We start from the raw sequence: 13,904 nt of genomic DNA, 5'->3' as shown, positions 1-13,904 counted from the left end.
GCCCGCAGCCGCCGCTGCGCCACACGATGCCCCAACCGATGACATCCGCTGCTTCCACCCCCACTTCGCTCGCTCCCGGCGCTTCGTCGTCGGCTTCCGGAAAACTCCGGCTCGCGCTCGTCACCCTGGCCGTCGTGGCGGCGGCCGAGCTCATCGGCCCGGTGCAGTTCAGCGTCGGCCCGGGCAAGGTGGCGCTGCTGCCGATGCTGTGGGCGCTGCTGATCGCGGCCGCGTGGGGCATCGCGCATCGCCGCGTGCCGGGCGTGGTGCGGGTGGCGACGGCCGAACAGTCCTTCGCGGGCGGCCTGCTGAACGCGGGCCTGCTGCTGTTCGTGGTGAAGCTGGGCCTCACGGTCGGCGCCGCGCTGCCGCAGGTGAAGCAGGCCGGCTGGGCGCTGCTGTTCCAGGAGTTCGGCCATGCGCTCGGCACCCTGGCGCTGGGCCTGCCGCTGGCGCTGCTGCTGGGCATCAAGCGCGAGGCGGTGGGCGCCACCTTCTCGGTGGGCCGCGAGGGCAACCTCGTGATCATCGGCGAGAAGTACGGCATGGCTTCGCCCGAGGGCCGCGGCGTGCTGGCCGAGTACATCACCGGCACCGTGCTGGGCGCGCTCTTCATCGCGGTGCTGGCGGGCTTCGTCGCCAGCCTGCACATCTTCGACCCGCGCTCGCTGGCCATGGGCGCCGGCGTGGGCTCCGGCAGCCTGATGGCGGCGGCGCTGGGTGCCATCGCGGCGCAGCAGCCGGCCGAGATGCTGCCGCAGCTCACCGCCATCGCCGCCGCGTCGAACCTGCTGACGACGGTGGTGGGCTTCTATTTCACGCTGTTCCTGTCGCTGCCGCTGTGCTCGTGGCTCTACGGCAAGCTGGAGCCGGTTCTGGGCCGCTTCTCGAAGCGCGGCGCGCAGGACGCCGGCACGGGCGCCGTGTCGCAGGTCAGCGTCGGCCACGGCGGGGCGCTACCGCTGCGCGACACGCTCATCGCCTGGGCGGTGGTCAGCGGCGGCGTGCTCATCGGCAACTCGCTGACCTACAAGGTGCCGGTGCTGGTGTCGCTCGAAGGCCTGGCGGCTGTCGCGTTGATCGCGCTGATCGTCGAGGGCATCAAGCGCCTGGTGCCGCGCCTGCCGATGGTGCTGGTGCTGTCGGTGGTGGCCACGGTGGCCGGCATCCCGGGGCTGTTCCCGTTCTCCGACGCGCTGATCGCGATCACCGCCAAGCTCAACTTCCTGGCCTTCACCACGCCGGTGCTCGCGCTGGCCGGCTTCTCGGTCGCGAAGGACATGCCGGTGTTCCGCCAGCTGGGCTGGCGCATCGTGGTGGTGTCTCTTACCGCTACCGCAGGCACTTTCCTCGGCGCCACCGTGATTGCCGAATTCTTCCATTGACCCCGTCCCACGAGAGATCAACACCATGTACCGCGACCCCGAAATCGCCGAAGACACCCGTGCCCGCATGCTGGCCTGGCGCCGCGACATCCACGCCAATCCCGAGACCGCCTTCGAGGAGCACCGCACCGCCAACGTCGTCGCCAACGCGCTGATGCTGATGGGCCTGCCCGTGCACCGCGGCCTGGCCGGCACCGGCGTGGTCGGTACGCTGAAGAACGGCGAGGGCCCGAGCATCGCGCTGCGCGCCGACCTCGACGCGCTCAACATGCAGGAGCTCGGCACGCAGCCGCATGCCTCGAAATGCGCCGGCAAGATGCACGCCTGCGGCCACGACGGCCACACCGCGATGCTGCTGGGCGCGGCCGAGCATCTCTCGCGCCACAAGCCCTTCAAGGGCACGGTGCACTTCGTGTTCCAGCCCGCCGAGGAGAACGAAGGCGGCGGCCGCGTGATGGTGGACGAGGGCCTGTTCGAGCAGTTCCCGGCCGATGCCGTCTACGGCATGCACAACTTCCCCGGCCTGCCGCGCGGCCAGTTCGCGATCCGCAAGGGCACGATGACGGCGTTTCTCGACACCTTCGAGATCGTCGTCACCGGCAAGGGCAGCCACGGCGCCATGCCCGAGACCGGCATCGACTCGGTGGTGGTCTCGGCGCAGCTCGTCAACGCATTGCAGACCATCGTGAGCCGCCGCACTGGCGCCACCGATTCGGCCGTGGTGAGCGTCACGCAGATCCATGGCGGCGACACCTGGAACGTGATCCCCGAGACCGTGGTGCTGCGCGGCACCGTGCGCACCCTCGATCCGGAGATCCAGGACAAGACCCAGGCCGCCATGCAGCAGATCTGCGACGGCGTGGCCGTCACGCACGGTGCGAAGGTGGCGCTCGACTACCGCCGCGGCTACCCCGGCGTGGTCAACACGCCCGCCGAGACCGACGCCGCCATCGCCGCAGCCGCCAGCCTGGTGGAGCTTGCCCAGGTGCACACCGACATCCCGCCCGCCATGGGCTCGGAAGACTTCGCCTTCATGCTGCAGAAGCGCCCCGGCGCCTACATCGGCATCGGCGCGGGCGAGGGCCCGAACGACCCGAACGTGCACAACCCGTACTACGACTTCAACGACAACATCCTGCCGCTGGGCGCCGCCTACTGGGTGGCACTGGTCAAGCAGCAGCTTCCCGCATCGGCAGATGAGGGCATGATGCGCTGATGCTTTCCGCCTTCGACATCTTCAAGATCGGCATCGGCCCCTCCAGCTCGCACACCGTGGGGCCGATGCGCGCGGCGCTGATGTTCGCGCAGTCGCTCGAGCGGCGCGGCCTGCTCGCGCAGGTGGCGCGGCTGCAGGTCGACCTGTTCGGCTCGCTCGGCGCCACCGGCCACGGGCACGCGACCGACCAGGGGGTGATCCTCGGCCTCTTCGGCGACGCGCCCGACACCGTGCGGCCCGAGACCGTGCAGCCCCGGCTGGAGGCGCTGCGCCGCACCGGTCGTCTCGAGCTGCTGGGCTCCACGCCCATCGACTTCGACCGCGTGAGAGACATCGCCTTCAAGGGCGAGGAGTCGCTGCCCGAACATCCCAACGCGATGCGCTTCACCGCCTTCGCGGCCGATGGCGCCGCGCGGGCCGAGGGCACGTACTTCTCGGTCGGCGGCGGCTTCGTCGTCGAGGGCGGGCAGGCCGTGGCGCAGACGGTGGCTGCGGCGGCCGCCGTGCCGCATCCCTTCGCCACCGGGGACGAGCTGATGGCGCAGTGCCGCGAGAACGGCCTCTCCGTGGCCGCGCTCGTCATGCGCAACGAATGCACGTGGCGTCCCGGAGCCGAAGTGCGCGCGGGGCTGCTGCGCGTCTGGCAGGTGATGCAGCAGTGCGTGCAGCGCGGCTTCGGCATCGACAACCCGCTGGCCGCGCAATCGCTGCCCGGCCCGCTGCGCATGCGCCGCCGCGCGCCGGAGCTGCACCGCGAACTGCTCGCGCAGGCCGGAGCCGCCGATCCGCTCGCGGCGATGGACTGGGTCAACGCCTTCGCGATGGCGGTGAACGAGGAGAACGCCGCCGGCGGCCGCGTGGTCACCGCGCCCACCAACGGCGCGGCCGGCGTGGTGCCCGCGGTGATGCACTACTACCAGCGCTTCGTGCCGCAGGCGAGCGACGAGGGCATCGTCGACTTCCTGCTCACCGCCGCGGCCATCGGCATGCTCTACAAGACCAATGCCTCCATCTCGGGCGCCGAGGTCGGCTGCCAGGGCGAGGTGGGCGTGGCCTGCTCGATGGCGGCCGGTGCGCTGGCAGCGGTGCTCGGTGCGACGCCGGCGCAGGTCGAGAACGCGGCCGAGATCGGCATGGAGCACAACCTCGGACTCACCTGCGACCCGGTCGGCGGCATGGTGCAGATTCCCTGCGTGGAGCGCAATGCGATGGGCGCGGTGAAGGCCATCAACGCGGCGCGCATGGCGCTGCGCGGCGACGGCAGCCACTACGTGTCGCTCGACGCGGTGATCCGCACCATGAAGCAGACCGGCGAGGACATGAAGGCGACCTACAAGGAGACCTCGCTCGGCGGCCTCGCGGTGAACGTGGTGGAGTGCTGAGCGCCCTGTAATTCAGGGCACGAACATGTCCCACGGCCCCTTGCCCTGCGGCAGCCGGGGCCGCGCGGTGAGGGAAGCCAGCGGCTCGCCGGCCTCGTAGCGTGCGGCCAGCGCGTCGGGGTCGAACACCACGCCCATGAAGTTCTCGGCATAGGCGCCGCCCGCGAAGAAGGCGTCGACCTCCGCGGCCGTCTCGAACACGTCGTGCTGCAGCTCCAGCCGGTGGCCGTCTGGGTCGCGGTAGTACATCGAGATCGTCGGCCCGTGGTTGATGCACCAGTAGGGCCGGATGCCGCGCGCCGCCAGCCGCCGGTGGTTGGCCAGCAGCTCGCCGAGCGAACCGTAGGTGAAGGCGATGTGCTCCAGCCCCGTGCTCGCGTCGGCCTCGTGCTTCAGCCCGGGCGGCGCGACCAGGCCGATGCGGTGGTGCTCGTCGTCGTAGCTCAGGAAGCACAGCATTTCGTTCTCGAAGGCCACGCGCGCCTGCAGCACTTCGATGTACCAGCCGCGCGAGCGGGCGAAATCGCCCACGCGCAGCACGACGTGCGCGAGCTTGACCGGGCGCAGCGCGGTGTGCGCGAAGTCGGGCAGGGGGCGGCGTGCGGGCAGGGCGGGTTCGTCGTTCATGGCTGTCTCCTTTTCTTCTTCGAAGGGCGGTGCGCTCAGGTGGCGCCGGGCTCGGCCACCACGCGGTTCTCGATGTGGCCGATGCCCTCGATCTCCACCCGCACCACGTCGCCCGGCACCAGGTAGCGCGGCGGGTCCATCAGGCCGCCGACGCCGGCGGGGCTGCCGGTGCTCAGCACGTCGCCGGGCTCCAGCGTGAAGGCGGTGCTCAGTTCCACCAGCATCGCCTCGATGCGGTGGATCATCTGCGCCGTGTTGCCGTCCTGCCGCAGCTCGCCGTTGACCCAGGTGCGCAGCCGCAGCGCATGCGGATCGGCGATCTCGTCGCGCGTCACCAGCCAGGGCCCGAAGGGGCCGTGCGTGTCGAAGGACTTGCCCAGCGTGTGCGTCGGCGCGCGCATCTGCCAGTCGCGCACGCTCATGTCGTTGACCACCACGTAGCCGGCCACCATCGCCATCGCGTCCTCCGCGCGGACGTGGCGGCAGCGCCGGCCGATCACCAGGCCCAGCTCGCCCTCGTAGTCGAACTGGTCGGACACCCTGGGCTTGTGCACCGCATCGAAGGGGCCGGCCACGCACGACACCTGCTTGTTGAACCACACCTGCCCCGGCGGCCGCACCAGGCCGAGCTTCGCGGCTTCCTCGAGGTGCGAGGCGTAGTTGCCACCGAGCCCGAGGAACTTGCGCGGCGCGGGAATCGGCGCCGCCAGCCGCACGTCCGACAAGGCCAGGCGCGGCGCATCGGCCAGCACCGCCTGCAGCCAGGCCATGCCCTCGTCGCCACGCGCGATCAGTTCGAGCAGCCCCGCCGGCGCGCCGGGCTGCCCGCTCAGGTCCGCGACTGCATCGTCGCTTCGGACCACGCCGAAGCGAAGCCTGTCGCGATGGTGGAAGCTGGCAAGTTTCATGGCGTGCGTGCGGGTGTGAAGTTGGCGGTTGACCGGCTGAGAGCGATCGATGATGCTGATGGAACGAACACCGAGCAATCGGCCTGAAAAGAACGGATCGTTCCGCCAGAAGAACGAGAAAGACCCGACGAGACAACATGGAAGACTTCAACGACCTCGCCCTCTTCGCCCACGTGGTGGAGCAGCAGGGCTTCAGCGCCGCGAGCCGGCACCTCGGCATCCCGAAGTCGCGCCTGAGCCGGCGCGTCTCGCAGCTGGAGGAGCGCATCGGCGTGCGCCTGCTGCAGCGCAGTTCGCGGCGGCTGCTGCTCACCAGCGTGGGCCGGCAGTTCTACGAGCGCTGCCAGGCGACCGTGGCGGCGGGCGAAGAGGCCTTCGACGTGGCGCGCCAGGCCACCGCGCAGCCGCAGGGCCTGTTGCGCGTGAGCTGCCCGTTCACGCTCGCGCAGTTCTGGCTCACGCCGCTGATCCCGTCGTTCATGCGCGCCTATCCGGGTGTGCGGCTGCAGCTGGAGGTGAGCAACCGCCGCGTCGATCCGCTGCAGGAGAACATCGACGTGGTGCTGCGCGTGCGCCGCCCGCCCTTCGAGGATTCGAGCCTGGTCGCGCGCCCGCTGGGCAGCACCGTCGACGTGCTGCTTGCGAGCCCCGCGCTGGTGGAGCGGCTGGGCATGCCGCGCTCGCTCGGCGACCTGGCCGCATGGCCGGTGCTGTCGCTGCCCGCGGACAACGAGCGCTACCGCTGGGCTCTGGAGCGCGGCAGCGAGTCGCACGATTTCGCCTTCACGCCGCACGTCGTGACCGACGACATGTTCGCGCTGAGGCACCTGGCCGAGCAGGGCATGGGGCTCGCGCTGCTGCCCGAGATCATGTGCCGCGACGCCCTTGCCGACGGCCGCCTGGTGCGCCTGTGCGGCGAATGGGCCTGCGCGGCCAGCGAGATCCAGGCCGCCTTCGCATCGCGCCGCGGCATGCTGCCGGCGGTGCGCGCCTTCATCGACCACCTGCTGCAAAACCCGCCGGGTGCCGCGGATGCGAAGGCCGGCGTATCCTGACCGCCGTTCCTGCATCCACCCCCGCGCAACAACAGAAAGAAAGCCGACCCACGCCATGACCCGCACCATCGACCAGAAACGCGCCGACTTCCGTGCCCTCCATGAACAAGGCTGCTTCGTCATTCCGAACCCCTGGGACACGGGCAGCGCGCGCTTTCTCGAAGGCCTGGGCTTCAAGGCGCTGGCCACCACCAGTTCGGGCTTCGCCTGGTCGCAGGGACGCGCCGACGGCGCGATGTCGCGCGAGCACATCCTCGCGCACCTGCGCGAGCTCGTCGAAGCCACCGACCTGCCGGTGAACGCCGACTTCGAGAACGGCTTCGCCGCCGATGCGAAGGGTGTGGCCGAGAGCGTGAGCCTCGCCATCGAGATGGGCGTGGCGGGCCTGTCCATCGAGGATTCGACGGGCAACGCCGCCGATCCGCTCTTTCCGCTCGACGTGGCGGTGGAGCGCCTGCGTGCCGCGCGCAAGGCCATCGACGCATCGGGCGCCGACGTGCTGCTGGTCGGCCGCGCCGAGAACTTCTTCGCCGGCCGCCCCGACCTAGACGATGCCATTGCGCGGCTCAAGGCCTACGCGAACGCGGGGGCCGACTGCCTCTACGCGCCGGGCATCAAGACGCGCGAGCAGATCGCCGCCGTGGTGGCCGCCGCCGGAGGCAAGCCGGTCAACCTGCTGGTGGGCGCGCCGAGCGAACTCACGATGAAGGACATCGCCGGGCTCGGCGTGCGCCGCGTCAGCGTGGGCGGCGGGCTGGCGCGGGCGGCCTGGGGCGGCTTCATCCGCGCCGCGCGCACGCTGGCCGAGGGCCGCTTCGACGGTTTCGCCGACGCCGCGGCGGGCGCAGAGCTCAATGCCTTCTTCAAGCCCTTTGCCGATTGAGATCTTTCGCGCCGATGCCCTGGACGCGCTGCTCGCCGAGGTGCGTGCCTGCCGCGCGTGCGCGCTGCACCTGCCGCTGGGCCCGCGGCCCGTGGTGCAGGCCGGCGCGGGCGCCAGGCTGCTGATCGTCGGGCAGGCGCCCAGCCTCACGGTGCACCAGACGGGCGTGCCGTGGAACGACCGCAGCGGCGACCAGCTGCGCCGCTGGCTCGGCATCGGGCGCGAGGTGTTCTACGACGCCTCGCGCGTTGCAATCGTGCCGATGGGCTACTGCTATCCCGGCCGCGGCAGGAGCGGCGACCTGCCGCCGCGCAGGGAATGCGCGCAGCTGTGGCACGAGAAGCTGTTCGCGCAGATGAAGCAGGTCGAGCTGACGCTGCTCATCGGCCAGTACGCGCAGCGCCACTTCCTCGGCAGGAAGGCGCACGCGGGCGTGACCGAGACCGTGCAGGCCTTCGCCGACTACGCGCCGCGCTTCGTCCCGCTGCCGCATCCGTCGCCGCGCAACACGGGCTGGCTCAAGCACCACCCGTGGTTCGAGAGCGACGTGCTGCCCGTGCTGCGCGAGCGGGTGCGGCACGCGCTCGGGACCTGAGCGAAGCCGGAGCTCAGGGCGCCGAGGCCACCGAGGCGCCTGCCGCAGCCGCGAAGGGCCGCGCCGCATACACTACGCGCCCGCCCACCACCGTCATCAGCGACGTGGTCTTGCCGATGCGTTCCAGCGGCACGCTGAAGAAGTCCTGGTCGAGCACGGCGAAGTCGGCGAGCTTGCCCACTTCGAGCGTGCCGCGCCTGCCTTCGTCGAAGCTGAACCACGCACTGCCCTGCGTGTACAGGCGCAGCGCCTGCTCGCGCGTGGGCGTCTCGTCGGCGCCGCGCATGGCCTTGCCGCTCACCGTCCTGCCGTCGAGCATCCACTGCAGCGCGACGAAGGGGTTGTACGAGGCCACGCGGTGCGCGTCGGTGCCGGCGCCGATGTTCACGCCGGCGCGCAGCGCGGTGCCGATGGGCGGCATGCGCCGCGCCGCCTCGCCGCGCACGGCCAGCGCGCGGTCGCCCTGGAAGTACATCGCGTCCTGCATGGTCCAGCCGATGCCCAGCGCCTTCATGCGTGCGAGCGTCTCGGGCGAGGCGTCGTCGAGGTGGGCGATGGACCAGCGCAGGTCCCTGATCGGCACCTCGGCGTTCAGCTTCTCGTACAGCCCCAGCAGATGGTCGACCGAGCCGTTCTCCTGCCAGTGGATGGTGACGGCCATCTTCTTCATGGCGGCCCACTTCACGAGCTCGTAGAACTTCGCCTTCGCGGCCTCGTCGGGGAAGTTGTTGTTGTACATCGCGAGCGTCACGCGTTCGCCCAGGCCGTTGAACTTGAGCATGTCGTCGCCGAAGCCCATCGGCAGCATCTGCGTGAGGTCGCGGAACTCCTGCAGCTCCGCGCCGGGCTTCTGCGCGAACACGCTGTAGGCCACGCGCAGCGTCAGCGCCTTCTCGCGCCACAGCTGGAAGAGCGCGGCGTACTGCGAAGGCGCGATGCTGAAGCCGCCCGGGTCCACCAGGCCGGTGATGCCCAGGCGGTTGAGCTCGGTGAAGAAGGCGCGCGTGCCGGCGATGTTGTCGCCGTAGGTGGGCTTGGGCAGCTTGTCGAAGAGCGCGGAGATGCCGACGATGTCGCCGCTCATCCACCCCGGCGCGCCGTCTGGCGTGGGCTTCATGCCGGCGGGCAGCGTGCCGGGCGCGACGCCGAGAGCCTCCAGCGCCTTGGGCGTCATCACCACCGCTTCGTAGAAGAGCTGTACGTACACCGGGTTGTTCGGCGCCGCTTCCTGCAGCTCGGCCAGCGTGGGGCGGCGGCGCTCGGCGAACTGCTGCTCGGTCCAGCCGCCGGCCACGATCAGCCATCCGCCGGGGCGCGCATTGGCGGCCGCGGTGCGGATGCGCGCCATCGCTTCGGCGATGGTGCCGGCGCCGATCCAGTTCACCTCGGTGGAGTAGCTCAGCGCCGCGCGCACCGCGTGCATGTGCGAGTCGATCAGGCCCGGAACGACCGTGCGGCCGCCCGCATCGACGGTGCGCGTCGCGGGGCTCGTGAAGGCGCCCATCTGCGCGGCGCTGCCGACGGCCACGATGCGGCCGTCGCGCACCGCGATCGCCTGCGCCATGGTGCCGGCGGCATCGAGCGTGGCGATCTTCGCGTTCGTGACGACGAGGTCGGCCGGTTGCGCCTGTGCGGCGACGGTCAGCAGCAGGCTGGCGGCGATGGCCGCTGCCGAGAGGAGTTTGCGTGGTGCCATGTCAGTCGACCTTGATGCTGGCGGCCTTCACGACCTGTTGTGCCTTCGCCGTCTCATCGACGATGAACTTGTTGAACTGCGCCGAAGGCATCGTGAACGGTTCGGCGCCCAGCTTCTCCAGGCGCTCCTTCAGCTCGGGCGAAGTCATGATCTTCGCGACCTCGGCCTGCAGGCGGTCGACCACCGGCTGCGGCGTCTTCGCCGGCGCGAACAGGCCGACCCAGAACAGGTACTCCGAGCCCGGTACGCCGGCTTCCACCGTGGTGGGCGCACTGGGCAGCGCCGACGAGCGCTTGCCGGTGCCCACGGCCAGCGCCTGCAGCCTGCCGGTCTGGATCAGCGGCAGCGCCGACACCATGGGCGCGAAGAACCAGTCGACGCGCCCGGCCATCACCTCGGTCATGGCCTCGGGCGTGCCGCGGAAGGGCACGTGCTGCGCGTCGACGCCGGCCGCGAGGCGGAACACCTCGGCGTTCATGTGCGTGGCCGAGCCGTTGCCGGCGGAGCCGTAGTTGAAGCCGCCGGGCTTGGCCTTCGCCTTGGCGACGAGGTCCTTCACGTCGGCGAAGTGCGAAGGCGCGGTCACCAGCACGTTCGGCAGGCTGGCCATCGGCGTGATGCCGGTGAAGTCCTTGATGGTGTCGTACGACAGGCCCTTGTAGATCCACGGGTTCACGAGGTGGCCGGCGGAGTGCACCAGCAGCGTGTAGCCGTCGGCCGGCGCCTTGGCCACGATGGCCGCGCCCAGCGTGCCGCCAGCACCGGGCTTGTTGTCCACGATCACGCTGGTGCCCAGCGCGGGCCCTAGCTTCTCGGCCACCAGGCGCGCGACGATGTCGGTGCCGCTGCCGGCGGTGAAGGGCACGACCAGCCTCACCGCCTGCGTGCCGGGCCACGGCCCCTGCGCGTGGGCGCCGGTGAGCGCGCAGGCCGCGAGGGCCGCCGCCGCGGCAAGCGTCTGCCGCCGGCTCCAGTTGAAAGTCTTCTTCATGCGTCTTGTCTCCGTTGATCTATTTGGTTGAGCGATGAATGACCGGGAAAGAGAGGGAAGGGGCTGTTATGCCGGCGGCGCGTTCGGCATCACGAGCGCCACCAGCACGGGGCGGTTGCCGCGGTTCTCCAGCTGGCGTTTCTCGCCGGGCGCGAAGCGGCAGCTGTCGTAGGGGCCCAGCACTTCTTCCTGGCGGGTGCCGTCGATCTCGCCGACCATGTGCAGCTGTCCTTCGAGCACGAGGTAGAGCTTTTCCATCGGCGAACCGTCCAGGCCGGTGCGGCCGCCGGGCAGGATCTGGCTCATGCCCATCCACATCTGCGTGGACGGGCCGGCCTCCTTGCCCTGCAGGCGCAGGCAGCGCATGTCGAAATGGTTGGGCGCCTCGTAGTGCGGCGCCTCGGCGAAGCGGGTGACGTGCATGGATGTGCTCCGGAAAGTGTTCGGGGCCTTCAGGGCCGCAGCACGACGCGGTCGGTGCTGCCCGAGAGCACCAGCCGGTAGGCCTCGTGCGCCTCGTCGAGCGTGAAGTGGCGCGCCACCGGGAAGGGCTTGAGCGTGCCGCGCTCGAAGCCCTCGCGCATCGCGTCGAGCTGGGCGGTGCTGGCGATGCAGTCCATCGCCAGCGAGTCGATGCCCACGTAGGTGTGCATGCCGCGGTAGAACGCGAAGATGTCGAAGGGCACCGCGCGGTCGTGCGTGGCGATGAAGATCTGCGTCGCGCCCTTGGCCATCGCCTTGTTGGCCGCCTCGAAGTAGGCGCTGCCCACGGTGTTGTAGACGATGTTCGCGCCGCGTCCGTCGGTGAGTTCGCGCACCCGCGCGCCCACGTCGGCATGGTGGCGCGCGTCGATCGTGTCCACCGGGCCGCTCGCGAAGCCCTGGAACGGCCCGGCGCGGCGCTGCACCGCGATCACGCGCGCGCCGGCCTGCGAGGCGAGCTGCACCGCAGCCTGCCCGACCTTGCCGTTGGCGCCCAGCACCAGCACCGTCTGGCCGGCCTGCGGCATTCCGCTGCGGCGGAAGCCTTCGTAGGCGGTGACGAAGGGCACGCCCACCGCGCCGGCCTCGTCCATCGAGATGCCGCGCGGCTTGGCGCGCAGCGCCTGCTCGGGCAGCACCAGGTAGCGCGCATGAGAGCCGTCGCGCGTGATGCCGACGTCGCCGCCGGAGCCATAGACCTCGCGGCCGATCCACTCCGAAGGGCCGCTCACCACGGTGCCCGCGAAGTCGCGGCCCGGGGTGCGCGGCCACACGGCCTGCGGCATGAGGCCCAGCGTGGCCTTCACGTCGCTGGGGTTCACCGCCGCGGCGGCGATGCGCACCACGGCATGGCCGGGCGGCGGCACCGGCTCGGCCTGCGGTGCCGCTTCGAGCCGCAATGCGTCGAGGTCGGCGGCTTTCCCGTTCACGCGCAGTGCGCGCGGGCTCTGGGCGGTGTGCATGGCTGCTGCGCTCATCGTTCAGCTCCTCGCATCGGGCAGGCCCAGCATCGCGCGAGCCTCGCGCGGGTTGGCGACTTCACCGCCCAGGCTCACGAGGATGTCGCGCGCCTTCGCCACCAGCTGCGCGTTGCTCTCGGCGAGCACGCCCTTCTCCAGGTAGATGTTGTCTTCCATCCCCACGCGCACGTGGCCGCCCAGCAGCCAGGCCTGCGCGACCATCGGGAACTCCATGCGGCCGATGCCGAAGGCGCTCCAGAAGGCGCCGCGCGGCAGCATGTTGCGTGCGTAGAGCAGCGTCTCGGGCGTGGGCGCGAAGCCATACTTCACGCCGAGCACGAAGGTCCACATGGCGGGCCCCTCGAGCGTGCCGTCGGCGATGAGGTCGAGCGCGAGGTTGATGTCGCCCGAGTCGAAGATCTCCAGCTCGGGCTTCACGCCCGCCTCGCGCATCACCTTGGCCATGCGCCGCACGTTGCGCGGCGTGTTGATGACCACGTCGGGCCCGGAGTTCATGGTGTTCAGGTCGAGCGAGCACACGTCGGGCCTGATGAGCGCGATGTGCTCCACGCGCTTCTCGGGCGGCAGCAGCGTGGTGCCGGGCGCGGCGATCTTCGGGTCGTCCTCGCTGGGAATGAAGCGCCCGCCGGGGCCGGTCGTGAGATTGACGATCAGCTCGCGGTTGCCGCGGCGGATGCGGTCCACCACCTCGCGGTACAGCTCGACTTCCATTGAGGGCTTGCCGGTCTCCGGGTTGCGCACGTGGATGTGCACCTGGCTCGCGCCGGCCTCGGCGGCGGCCAGGCATTCGTCGGCGATCTGCACCGGCGTGATCGGCAGGTGCGGCGTCTGCTCCGGCTTCACGAGGTTGCCCGTGACGGCGCAGGTGATGAGGGTCTTGGCGTTGCTCACAGGTGACGCCCTCCGTCGACCACGATGCGCGTGCCGGTCACGAAGCGCATGGTGGTTGCCAGCGCCTCGACCGTGGCGGCCACGTCTTCCGGCTGGCCGATGCGGCCCAGCGGCGTGGTGCTGGCCATCTTGCTGGCGAACTCCGCGCCGCGCCCGGGCACGAAGCCCGACTCCACCGCGCCCGGCGACACCGACACCACGCGCACCGCGGGCGCCAGCGCCTTGGCCAGCGCGTCGCCCACCACGTCGAGCCCGGCCTTGGCCGCCACGTAGGCGAGGTTGCTGCCCACGCCGGTGAAGCCCGCGATCGACGAGATGTTGGCCACGAGGCCGTCGCCGCTCGCCTTCAGCAGCGGCGCGAAGGCGCGGATGGTGGCGAACACGCCGCGGAAGTTGGAGCGCACGATGTCGTCGATCAGCTCATCCGTGAGCGCGTCGAGGTCGCCGGCCGGCACCGGCTTGGTGTGGCCCGCGCTGTTGACCAGGATGTCGCAGCGCCCGAGTGTGGCCTTCACCTCGGCGGCGGCGGCCACGAGGCTGGGCGTATCGACGATGTCGGCGCGGATCGCCGCATGGCGCTGGCCGGCGGCCGAGGGCAGGGCGGCCGCGCGGGCCGCGGCATCGTCGCCCTTGCGGTGCAGCAGCACGCAGGTGGCGCCCAGCGCGGCAAGGCGCCTGGCGGTGGCATAGCCGATGGCGCCGAGGCCGCCGGTGATGACGGCAACCTTGCCGTCGAGTCTGGAGACTGGGTCGAAGCTCATGGATTTGGGAAGAGTGGGTTGATGGGGACGATGCCGTTTCGCGGAACACCG

The 13,904-nt window shown here is 70.8% G+C and carries 14 protein-coding genes; 6 read left to right on the top strand and 8 right to left on the bottom strand.

Going from position 1 to position 13,904, the window contains the following annotated elements; translation table 11 throughout:
* The first annotated feature begins 38 nt into the window (after positions 1-38).
* From ACTJLF_RS23645 to ACTJLF_RS23635, 3 genes are read left to right on the top strand one after another with little or no spacing between them, the layout of a single operon-like run.
* Positions 39-1,385: a DUF3100 domain-containing protein gene (locus ACTJLF_RS23645; RefSeq protein ID WP_126183503.1), complete on the top strand. Its 1,347-nt coding sequence runs from the start codon at positions 39-41 to the stop codon at positions 1,383-1,385.
* Between the two features lie 25 nt (positions 1,386-1,410).
* The gene (locus tag ACTJLF_RS23640; RefSeq protein WP_354324535.1) at positions 1,411-2,601 is read left to right on the top strand and encodes a M20 aminoacylase family protein; all 1,191 of its coding nucleotides are present in this window, start codon (positions 1,411-1,413) and stop codon (positions 2,599-2,601) included.
* A complete protein-coding gene (locus ACTJLF_RS23635; protein WP_440884048.1) occupies positions 2,598-3,983 on the top strand; it encodes an L-serine ammonia-lyase in 1,386 nt (461 codons plus the stop codon). Before ACTJLF_RS23640 ends, ACTJLF_RS23635 begins: the two co-directional genes overlap by 4 nt.
* 12 nt (positions 3,984-3,995) lie before the next feature.
* On the opposite strand, the gene ACTJLF_RS23630 is transcribed toward ACTJLF_RS23635, so the two are convergent.
* Together ACTJLF_RS23630 and ACTJLF_RS23625 are read right to left on the bottom strand one after the other, a co-directional pair.
* Complete coding sequence (locus tag ACTJLF_RS23630) at positions 3,996-4,610, bottom strand: VOC family protein (RefSeq protein ID WP_440884016.1); 615 nt, start codon at positions 4,608-4,610, stop codon at positions 3,996-3,998.
* 35 nt (positions 4,611-4,645) lie between these two features.
* Positions 4,646-5,518, bottom strand: coding sequence for a fumarylacetoacetate hydrolase family protein (locus tag ACTJLF_RS23625; protein WP_132756032.1), 873 nt, complete (start codon positions 5,516-5,518; stop codon positions 4,646-4,648).
* 137 nt (positions 5,519-5,655) lie between these two features.
* Between ACTJLF_RS23625 and ACTJLF_RS23620 the strand changes: the two genes are divergently transcribed.
* Genes ACTJLF_RS23620 through ACTJLF_RS23610 form a run of 3 tightly spaced genes read left to right on the top strand, consistent with a single transcriptional unit; the run spans position 5,656 to position 8,051 of the window.
* Positions 5,656-6,573 (top strand): LysR substrate-binding domain-containing protein, encoded by a 918-nt coding sequence (locus ACTJLF_RS23620; protein WP_184605951.1) that lies wholly within the window; start codon positions 5,656-5,658, stop codon positions 6,571-6,573.
* A gap of 55 nt (positions 6,574-6,628) precedes the next feature.
* On the top strand, positions 6,629-7,456 hold the full coding sequence (locus ACTJLF_RS23615; protein ID WP_132801746.1) for an isocitrate lyase/PEP mutase family protein: 828 nt from the start codon (positions 6,629-6,631) through the stop codon (positions 7,454-7,456).
* Entirely contained in the window at positions 7,428-8,051 is a 624-nt protein-coding gene (locus ACTJLF_RS23610; RefSeq protein ID WP_051127556.1) for a uracil-DNA glycosylase family protein, read from the top strand. The genes ACTJLF_RS23615 and ACTJLF_RS23610 overlap by 29 nt, the downstream gene beginning before the upstream one ends.
* 13 nt (positions 8,052-8,064) lie before the next feature.
* Here ACTJLF_RS23610 and ACTJLF_RS23605 read toward each other — a convergent pair whose 3' ends face one another.
* The 6 genes from ACTJLF_RS23605 to ACTJLF_RS23580 all read right to left on the bottom strand — a co-directional run bounded on the left by ACTJLF_RS23605 (position 8,065) and on the right by ACTJLF_RS23580 (position 13,853).
* The gene (locus ACTJLF_RS23605; RefSeq protein ID WP_440884015.1) at positions 8,065-9,747 is read right to left on the bottom strand and encodes an amidohydrolase; all 1,683 of its coding nucleotides are present in this window, start codon (positions 9,745-9,747) and stop codon (positions 8,065-8,067) included.
* Between the two features lies 1 nt (position 9,748).
* Positions 9,749-10,738, bottom strand: a complete 990-nt coding sequence (locus ACTJLF_RS23600; protein WP_019653510.1) for a tripartite tricarboxylate transporter substrate binding protein — start codon at positions 10,736-10,738, stop codon at positions 9,749-9,751.
* A 66-nt stretch (positions 10,739-10,804) separates the two neighbouring features.
* Positions 10,805-11,161, bottom strand: coding sequence for a cupin domain-containing protein (locus tag ACTJLF_RS23595; protein ID WP_019653509.1), 357 nt, complete (start codon positions 11,159-11,161; stop codon positions 10,805-10,807).
* Positions 11,162-11,190: 29 nt separating this feature from the next.
* Positions 11,191-12,198: a quinone oxidoreductase family protein gene (locus ACTJLF_RS23590; RefSeq protein ID WP_440884014.1), complete on the bottom strand. Its 1,008-nt coding sequence runs from the start codon at positions 12,196-12,198 to the stop codon at positions 11,191-11,193.
* 3 nt (positions 12,199-12,201) lie between these two features.
* Positions 12,202-13,092, bottom strand: coding sequence for a 3-keto-5-aminohexanoate cleavage protein (locus tag ACTJLF_RS23585; RefSeq protein WP_019653507.1), 891 nt, complete (start codon positions 13,090-13,092; stop codon positions 12,202-12,204).
* On the bottom strand, positions 13,089-13,853 hold the full coding sequence (locus ACTJLF_RS23580) for an SDR family NAD(P)-dependent oxidoreductase (protein WP_126183496.1): 765 nt from the start codon (positions 13,851-13,853) through the stop codon (positions 13,089-13,091). The genes ACTJLF_RS23585 and ACTJLF_RS23580 overlap by 4 nt, the downstream gene beginning before the upstream one ends.
* Positions 13,854-13,904: the final 51 nt, after the last annotated feature.

This window comes from Variovorax sp. 22077 (assembly GCF_052044195.1).
GTDB lineage: Bacteria > Pseudomonadota > Gammaproteobacteria > Burkholderiales > Burkholderiaceae_C > Variovorax > Variovorax atrisoli.
This window is presented reverse-complemented; position numbering and strand designations above follow the sequence as displayed.

Excerpts from the sequence above, each read along its gene's own strand:
- ACTJLF_RS23645 (WP_126183503.1), top strand. The coding sequence starts at position 39 with ATGACATCCGCTGCTTCCACCCCCACTTCGCTCGCTCCCGGCGCTTCG.
- ACTJLF_RS23640 (WP_354324535.1), top strand. The coding sequence starts at position 1,411 with ATGTACCGCGACCCCGAAATCGCCGAAGACACCCGTGCCCGCATGCTG.
- ACTJLF_RS23630 (WP_440884016.1), bottom strand. The coding sequence starts at position 4,610 with ATGAACGACGAACCCGCCCTGCCCGCACGCCGCCCCCTGCCCGACTTC.
- ACTJLF_RS23625 (WP_132756032.1), bottom strand. The coding sequence starts at position 5,518 with ATGAAACTTGCCAGCTTCCACCATCGCGACAGGCTTCGCTTCGGCGTG.
- ACTJLF_RS23620 (WP_184605951.1), top strand. The coding sequence starts at position 5,656 with ATGGAAGACTTCAACGACCTCGCCCTCTTCGCCCACGTGGTGGAGCAG.
- ACTJLF_RS23615 (WP_132801746.1), top strand. The coding sequence starts at position 6,629 with ATGACCCGCACCATCGACCAGAAACGCGCCGACTTCCGTGCCCTCCAT.
- ACTJLF_RS23610 (WP_051127556.1), top strand. The coding sequence starts at position 7,428 with ATGCCTTCTTCAAGCCCTTTGCCGATTGAGATCTTTCGCGCCGATGCC.
- ACTJLF_RS23605 (WP_440884015.1), bottom strand. The coding sequence starts at position 9,747 with ATGGCACCACGCAAACTCCTCTCGGCAGCGGCCATCGCCGCCAGCCTG.
- ACTJLF_RS23600 (WP_019653510.1), bottom strand. The coding sequence starts at position 10,738 with ATGAAGAAGACTTTCAACTGGAGCCGGCGGCAGACGCTTGCCGCGGCG.
- ACTJLF_RS23595 (WP_019653509.1), bottom strand. The coding sequence starts at position 11,161 with ATGCACGTCACCCGCTTCGCCGAGGCGCCGCACTACGAGGCGCCCAAC.
- ACTJLF_RS23590 (WP_440884014.1), bottom strand. The coding sequence starts at position 12,198 with ATGAGCGCAGCAGCCATGCACACCGCCCAGAGCCCGCGCGCACTGCGC.
- ACTJLF_RS23580 (WP_126183496.1), bottom strand. The coding sequence starts at position 13,853 with ATGAGCTTCGACCCAGTCTCCAGACTCGACGGCAAGGTTGCCGTCATC.